Below are 7,895 nucleotides of genomic sequence, written 5' to 3' on the forward strand. Positions count from 1 at the left end.
AAGAAATTGAAAGAAACTGGATGTATTTTGTTGCGGCATGGTGGAAACCACGATTGGTATCATAACCCAAATACGAAAATATCACAGCCGGTTCCTCGCCACAAAGAAATCAAAGAATACCTTAGCCAAGCATATTATAACCCAAGCTAAGCGTTTCCCATTTTGGTTTTTAAAAAAAATTAATACAATAAGTATGGATTATGTTGTTTGCCGACTTAAAAATGGAAAACCCGTTAGGATCGCCGATCTTACCGCATCTCCGGCGTCAGATATCTTCCCGCATAGGCGACTATAGCGGAAAGACATCTTCCTTGTATCTGCGGCAAGCTCAACAATCGCTCAGTTTGGGTTACAATAAGGAAAAAAACCTACTGGTTTTCTTTGACGGCAATCCATCAGGTATCGAATTCAGCTATTTTTTTCGTTCATACCCATTCGAGAGGCACTGGCGATGGCAACCCAAGTGGATAAAACCTCACCTGCAAAAAGGGCTTCTTCAAAACGACACGCCGGCTTCCCGATTGTCGGCATCGGCGCCTCGGCCGGTGGTTTGGAAACCCTTCAACTCTTTTTTTCCGAAATGCCCCCTGAAACCAACAGTGCCTTTGTGATCATCCAGCATCTCAGCCCGAATTTCAAAAGCATCATGGCCTCGCTTCTGGCCAAATATACGCGGATGACCGTCTGTGAGATCGAAGACGGGATGACCCTTGAAAAAAATTGCGTCTATCTCAACCCGCCCAATAAAAACGTGGCCATTTTCAATCGCACCCTTCATCTGATGACGCTGGTCAAAGGCAGCGCGATCAACATGCCGATCGATTTCTTTTTCCGATCGTTGTCGGAAGACCAGAAAGAAAAGGCAATCGCCATCATTGTTTCAGGAACAGCCTCGGACGGGACGCTGGGTATCAAGGCCATCAAGGGAGAAGGCGGCATGGTCATGGCCCAGGACCCGGATACGGCCAAATACGACGGGATGCCCCGAAGTGCCATCGGAACCGGCCTGGTCGATTTTATCCTTGCGGTGGAACGGATACCCGACGCGTTGATCGGCTATGTCAAACATCCATTTTTAAATTCGCCCGGCAAGATCAACGTCTCCCAGAGCAACGTTAAACATCAGCTCCAGAAAGTTTTTTCCCTGATCCGCAGCGCCACCGGACACGATTTTTCACAGTACAAGAAAACCACCATCCGGCGCCGGATTGAACGCCGTTTAGCGGTCCACCAGATCGATAAACTGGCTGACTATATTATTTACATGCAGAAAAACCCCCTCGAAATCGATGCCCTGTTCAAAGATCTGGTGATCGGGGTCACCAGTCTTTTCAGAGATCCCGAAGCGTACCAGGTGATCGAAGAAAAGGTGCTTCCCCAATTGCTTCAAGTTAAACAATCAGACGAACCGCTTCGCTGCTGGGTCGTGGGATGCTCGACCGGGGAGGAAGCCTATTCGCTGGCCATTGTTGTTGCAGAGGCGATGAATAAAATGGGGGAACACCTCAACGTACAGATTTTTGCTACGGACATCGATAAAACGGCCATCGAGAACGCCCGCATGGGACGCTTCCCGGACAGCATCGCCACGGATGTTTCAAAGGCGCGTATAGATCAATTCTTCACGAAAGAAGCGGGTGTTTTCAGGATCAAAAAGCAGATCCGGGATATGGTCGTTTTTTCTTTGCAGAGCATCATCAAGGATCCGCCCTTTTCACGACTTGATTTGGTGAGTTGCCGCAATCTGATGATTTATCTGGACCATTCGCTTCAGAAAAAGATCATCCCCTTATTTCACTATACATTGAATCCGCAAGGGGTTCTGTTTTTAGGCACCTCTGAGACCATCGGCGAATTTACCGATTTATTTCGACCCCTTAACGCCAAATGGAAGATCTTTAAACGCAAGGAGAGTCTCAGGGAAGGAATCATCGATTATCCGAATAGAAGCACGCTTGGCGGTCCGGTTCATCTCGACCCCGATGGCCCCATGAGTCTGCCCGTTACAACCGATATCCAGGCCGTCACCGAAAAAGCGATTCTCAGCGAATTGTCGCCCACGGGGGTTTTGATCGATGACAAGCATGAAATCCTGCAATTTGTCGGTCAGACGGAAAAATTCCTCGTGGTGCCGACGGGCAAACCCAGTTTCAACATTATTAAAATGGCCAGGAAGGATCTAAGATATAAATTAACCTCAGCGCTTCACCAGGCAGTCCGTTACAAAAAACGCATCGACTGCAAGGGTGTTCGGGTCAACTACAGCAACACGGTTTGTATGGTTGACATATCGATCCGTCCCGTGACCGCTGAAGGACTGCCACCGGATCTCTTCCTGGTCATCTTTGAGGAAAAGGCAAACAGCGGTCTGCCGGATGAACTTCCGGGGAAAGCATCCGTTGGGAAAAAGTTAGATCCATCGCTACATCAACTGGAACAGGAGCTGCAATCGACCCGCGAATATCTGCAGGCCACCGTCGAGGAATGCGAAGCCTCAAACGAGGAGCTAAAATCCAACAACGAAGAGATGCAGTCGGTCAATGAGGAGATGCAGAGCACAAATGAGGAGCTGGAGACATCCAAGGAGGAACTTCAATCGACAAACGAAGAGTTGGCTACGGTCAACTCGGAGCTTCAAAACAAAGTGAACGAGCTCTCAAATGCCAGTGACGACATGAACAACCTGATGGGGGCCACTGAGGTTGCCTCCATCTTTATGGACACCCACCTTCATATCAAGCGCTACACCCCGGCGGCGGCCCGGATCATCAAACTGATACCCACCGATCTCGGCAGGCCGTTGAGCGATCTTACCACCAGCTTCCCGGGGGTCGATCTGGTTGACTATGCAACCACAGTCCTCAATGATCTGAACACCCTGGAAACGGAAATCTTGTCTGAAGACGGGCGTTGGCATGCCCTGAAGGTTCTGCCGTATCGAACCGGCGACAATGTCATTGCCGGCGTGGTGGTGACGGTGATGGATATCCACCGGGTCAAGCACGCCGACAAAATCCGGCGGTTCGCCACAGTCTTGGAGGACGCCAATGATGCCATTACCGTGAGGGATTTTAAGGGGCGCATCCTGGCCTGGAACAATGGCGCCGAACGGATGTATGGTTGGACCGAAGGTGAAGCACAGAAAATGACTATCGACGAACTGGTTCCCAGGCAAAAAATGAAAACTGAAAAAGCCTTCATGGACAAACTCAAAAAAGGCGAATCCGTAAAATCACTGAGAACCCAGCGGCTGACCAAGGACGGCAGGATTTTGGATGTCTGGCTGACTGTCGCCGTGTTGAAGGACGAAAGCGGCCAGCCGATTGAGATTGCGACCACGGAGCGGGATCTGGCGTGGTTGCCATCGGGCAGGAACCCTGGCAAGAAATAGTTGGAACGATAATGACACATGACCAAGATAAAATAGACCGCTCCAAACTTAGAATGCGTGCCGAAAGGCGGATGAAAATAGAGCCTGCAGGCGTTGGGGAGACGCAAGGGATGTCGGCCGAGGAGATGGCGAAGACGATCCACGAGCTTCGTGTGCACCAGATAGAGTTGAAAATGCAGAACGACGAGCTGCGCCGCATCCACGAGGAACTTGAAGAGGCCCGGGATCGATATTCCAATTTATATGACTTTGCGCCGGTTGGATACCTGACGGTCAATGAAGGAGGAATCATAGAAGAGGCCAATCTCACTTTCGCCACACTGATGGGGATGGAGCGATCGGCATTCATTGGAAGACCCTTCAGCCGTTTTGTCCAACGTAAGGACCAGGATGTTTACTATCTTCGCTACAAGTACCTTATTGAATCCGGAAACCTGCAGTCATTCAGATTAAGGCTGGTGAGAAATGACGGCAGCGATTTTTACGCGAACCTGGAATGCATGCTTGTCAGCCAGAACGACAGAAAGCTGAAGCAATCCAGAATCATCGTCAGCAATATCACTGAACAGAAGAAGCTTGAATGGCAGCAACAGCAGGCGCAAAAGATGGGGGCAATAGCCAAACTGGCAGGTGGGATTGCCCACCAGTTCAACAACGGGCTGTTTGTGATCGTGGGAACCCTTGACATGCTTGAAATGGATGTGCCCAAGGATGAGAAAACGTCGCAGTATATTACCTCGATACGGAAATCCGCGGATCGAATGGAGCAGCTGACGACCCAGTTGCTTGCCTACGCCCGAGGAGGCAATTATGAGGGCAAAGATATTTCACTGGTTGACTTTATACGCAACACATTGCCCCTGCTCGAACACACCCTTGGCGCATCAATTGATTTAGAGACCAGCCTACCAGAAGTCATCTTGAAAACCAAGGGGGACCCGTCCCAGCTTCTGATGGTATTGTCGGCGGTTCTGGCCAATGCAGCAGAGGCAATCGAAGGGAAAGGCCGCATTAAAATCGCCTGCAGAAATGAACTGATCACCAAGGAAAATGCAAACGCTTTCCCGGGATTGTTCCCTGGACCCTACGTCATCTTAACCGTTGAGGATAGCGGGAGGGGAATGGATGAGGCAACCAAAAAACGGGTATTCGAACCTTTTTTCACGACAAAAGAAGTTGGCCGCGGGCTCGGTTTAGCAGCGGTTTATGGAATCGTGAAGAACTATGGCGGTTGGATATCCGTTGAGTCACAAATAGACCGGGGAACCCGCGTGTGTGTTTACCTGCCTGCCGCACCCTTGGCGAGGTTGGGGAAAAATGGGCGCAACGATTGACACCGTGGACATGGCGGTTTGAGGGAGAATGGGGTGAACATGAACGATTATCACACCAACGGCTTTCGGGCCGTCATCTTTGATCTGGACGGCACACTGCTGGACACGCTGGCGGACATCGGGGATTCGGTCAACCTGATGCTGACGGAATATGGCTTTCCCGGCCATACCACGGATGACTACCGTCGCTTTATCGGCAACGGCATCCAGATGATAGTCACCCGGGCGCTGCCCATCGAAGGCCGTTCGGAAGAGATGGTCGATGCATGTGTCCGCCGGGCACGGGAACTCTACTGGGAGAACTGGAACCGCAAGACCCGGCCATACGAGGGCATCACGGATCTGTTGGACCAACTGAAAACCAAGGACCTGCCGCTGGCGGTGCTCTCCAACAAGCCTCATGATTTTACCGTGCGCTATGTGAACGCCTATTTTGACAGGTCGATTTTCAAAGTGATCATGGGGCAGAACGACCATTTCCCGGTCAAGCCTGACCCGGCGTCGGCGCTGGACATCGCCCGGCAGATCGGCCTGGCGCCGGAAACATTTATCTTTGTGGGGGACAGTGCCGTGGATATGAAGACGGCTGCGGCTGCGGGCATGCATGCCGTGGGTGTTGCCTGGGGATTCAGAGGCCCGAAAGAGCTGACGGAAAACGGTTGTCAAACGTTGGTGAGCCATCCGGAGGAGATCATTGCGCTGCTGGATCCACCATAAATCGCATCCGTTAAACACACCCTGTTCGATGGTGACGGTTAACCCACAATGATATCTGATCCATGCAAACCCTCTTGAACCGCAATAGCGAGCGCATTCCCCGCGGCTTGTCGGAGCGAAGCAGAAACCCCGCTCATCGGGGCTGCGGGTCGAGTTCAATCCTTTACCGTTAAAACGAAAATGAAAGGGAACCATTGGCTATGGAAAATTTACTGGACGGCATTGAAGACATCCTTTTAATGGGGCCCGGCCCCTCCTGTGTGCATGATAAGGTGTACGAGGCATTGGGAAAAAAGAGCATCGGGCACCTCGATCCTTATTTCATCCGCATCATGGATGCCATCAAGGCCAACCTGCGGACCCTGCTCAAGACCGAAAACACGCTGACGATCCCCATGTCCGGAACCGGTTCTTCCGGGATGGAAGCCTGTTTCGTCAACCTGATCGAAGAAGATGACCCCGTGCTGGTACTCATTAACGGTGTATTCGGCATGCGCATGCAGGACGTGGCCCAACGTCTGAGAGCCAATGTCGATACTTTAGAATTTGATTGGGGCACGCCGGTGGTGGTCGACCAGGTGAAAAAGAAGATCTCAGAAAAACAATACAAGATCGTTGCCGTTGTCCATGCGGAGACGTCCACGGGTGTGAAAAATCCCGTGGCGGAAATTGGCGCATTACTGAAGGGTTCCGAAACGATTTATCTGGTGGATGCCGTCACCAGCCTCGGCGGCGTGGAGATCGCCATGGATGCATGGGGCATCGATGCCCTCTACAGTGGCACGCAAAAATGCCTCTCCTGCCCCCCCGGCCTGGCGCCGCTCTCCTTTTCCGACAAAGCCGTGGCAGCTTTGGAAAGCCGAAAGACAAAGGTGCCCAACTGGTATCTGGATCTTTCCATGATCATGAAATACTGGAAAGGGGCCACCCGGGCCTATCACCACACGGCTCCCATCAATATGCACTATGGGCTTTACCAGGCGTTGTTGCTGATCCTGGAGGAGGGGCCTGACAACGTCTATCAGCGGCATATGACCTACCACAATGCATTGGTGCAGGGCCTCGAGGATATGGGCCTATCAATGCTGGTGGCGCCTGACAGTCGGCTGCCCATGCTCAACTCTGTTAACGTCCCGGAAGGTGTCGACGAGGCCGCTGTGCGCAGCACCCTGCTCAAGCAATACAAAATTGAAATCGGAGCCGGACTGGGGCCATTGGCCGGGAAAATATGGCGAGTCGGGCTTATGGGGCATACAGCCAGGCAGGAAAATGTCACCCGCCTGCTGGCCGCCCTGAAATCCACACTCTCATGATCGCTGCCGCAAGACCTCCCGGACTGCTGCCAACCACGAGAACATCCGTTTTGGCCCAAACCGTTTTTCTCCAGGCGGCCTCGGCAATCGGTTTTTCCGTTTTGCTTCCATTTCTGGCGTTCGGCCCATTGCGGAAAACCATTTCTTAATTCATAAGCCTTGGAGAAAAAGCGCCTAACCCGGTTCCAACTTCAGCTCCGGGGATGGAAAAACTCCCGATACCACGAAAGGCCCTCTTCAAAAGAAGTGGCAATCGGTCATATGCTCGACGTTCCCATCTTTTTCCGCACAAATTCTGAAAAGCGCTCTCTATTGGGTATCTCGAAATGAACATCGTCTATATTCTCGGGGATAGGTAAGCGGCTGTAGGCGTGACATGCCGCCACGGCAGCGTGAACATGTTCCGGTGAGGTCTCGGCGGCAATCTGGTTCAGATGGATCATGCAGCGCCCATCCCGTGCCATTTTATCAATATAGAGCTTGATCCGCTGGACAATGGCCTCAACCGGTCCATCCTTGAGCAGTGTCGCATCAACCCCTGCGGCTACCGATAGATCGTGTTTCCGGGCAAACCGCTTCACCCGTTCAGGCCCGACCTCATACAGATCAGGATCCAGCACACTCAAGGAGCCGGGGCTGCATCGGCATTTTTGTGAGAAGAACCGTTCCGGATCACGGCTTTTGGCATCTCCCCAATTCCCTCTGGTTATCAGATTGCCACCCAGGTTACTTCTCAACCTCTCCGTATATGCGACCACATATTCATCCATCATATCCAGGTTGAGCATCGGTGGAGAGGCCCATGCATCGCGGCCGTCCATGAGCAGGTCGGGGATATCGATTTCTTCTCGCATGGTTTCAAGATATGGAGAGAGGACATCGTCGCAAAGGAATTTAAAAAGCCGGTGGGCAAATTTGGGCCTCTCGAACATATCGGTCACGAGATTCTCATATCCCCGGATGTTAACGGCCAGGCTGAATGGAGCGGTGAAATAGACACGTTCGAGCTTGCCTGCCATTTCCTGGTAATTCTTGTTGATCTTCAGGACCCAGGGCATTCGACCGGACCGGTATGGGTCCGGAGGTGAAAGGCGATCCAGATCCGAGGGTGTCCCAATCAGTGGTCGGGTGCGATCCGTA

6 protein-coding genes are annotated in these 7,895 nt (G+C 52.0%); 5 read left to right on the forward strand and 1 reads right to left on the reverse strand.

Translation table 11 applies throughout. The annotated features are described in order from the left end of the window. Positions 1-6 precede the first annotated feature (6 nt). The 5 genes from QNK41_RS21445 to QNK41_RS21465 all read left to right on the forward strand — a co-directional run bounded on the left by QNK41_RS21445 (position 7) and on the right by QNK41_RS21465 (position 6,755). Entirely contained in the window at positions 7-150 is a 144-nt protein-coding gene (locus QNK41_RS21445) for a type II toxin-antitoxin system HicA family toxin (RefSeq protein ID WP_319261430.1), read from the forward strand. A 301-nt stretch (positions 151-451) separates the two neighbouring features. After that, positions 452-3,391: a chemotaxis protein CheB gene (locus tag QNK41_RS21450; RefSeq protein WP_319261419.1), complete on the forward strand. Its 2,940-nt coding sequence runs from the start codon at positions 452-454 to the stop codon at positions 3,389-3,391. After that, the gene (locus QNK41_RS21455) at positions 3,355-4,725 is read left to right on the forward strand and encodes a two-component system sensor histidine kinase NtrB (protein ID WP_319261422.1); all 1,371 of its coding nucleotides are present in this window, start codon (positions 3,355-3,357) and stop codon (positions 4,723-4,725) included. The genes QNK41_RS21450 and QNK41_RS21455 overlap by 37 nt, the downstream gene beginning before the upstream one ends. 39 nt (positions 4,726-4,764) lie before the next feature. Further along, positions 4,765-5,442, forward strand: coding sequence for an HAD family hydrolase (locus QNK41_RS21460; protein WP_319261433.1), 678 nt, complete (start codon positions 4,765-4,767; stop codon positions 5,440-5,442). 200 nt (positions 5,443-5,642) lie between these two features. Next, a complete protein-coding gene (locus tag QNK41_RS21465; protein WP_319261425.1) occupies positions 5,643-6,755 on the forward strand; it encodes an alanine--glyoxylate aminotransferase family protein in 1,113 nt (370 codons plus the stop codon). Positions 6,756-7,012: 257 nt separating this feature from the next. Here QNK41_RS21465 and QNK41_RS21470 read toward each other — a convergent pair. Next, a partial coding sequence (locus QNK41_RS21470) for a uroporphyrinogen decarboxylase family protein (RefSeq protein ID WP_319261427.1) occupies positions 7,013-7,895 on the reverse strand: 883 nt, incomplete at its 5' end.

The organism is Desulfosarcina sp. (assembly GCF_033791525.1).
Taxonomy (GTDB): Bacteria; Desulfobacterota; Desulfobacteria; order Desulfobacterales; family Desulfosarcinaceae; genus Desulfosarcina.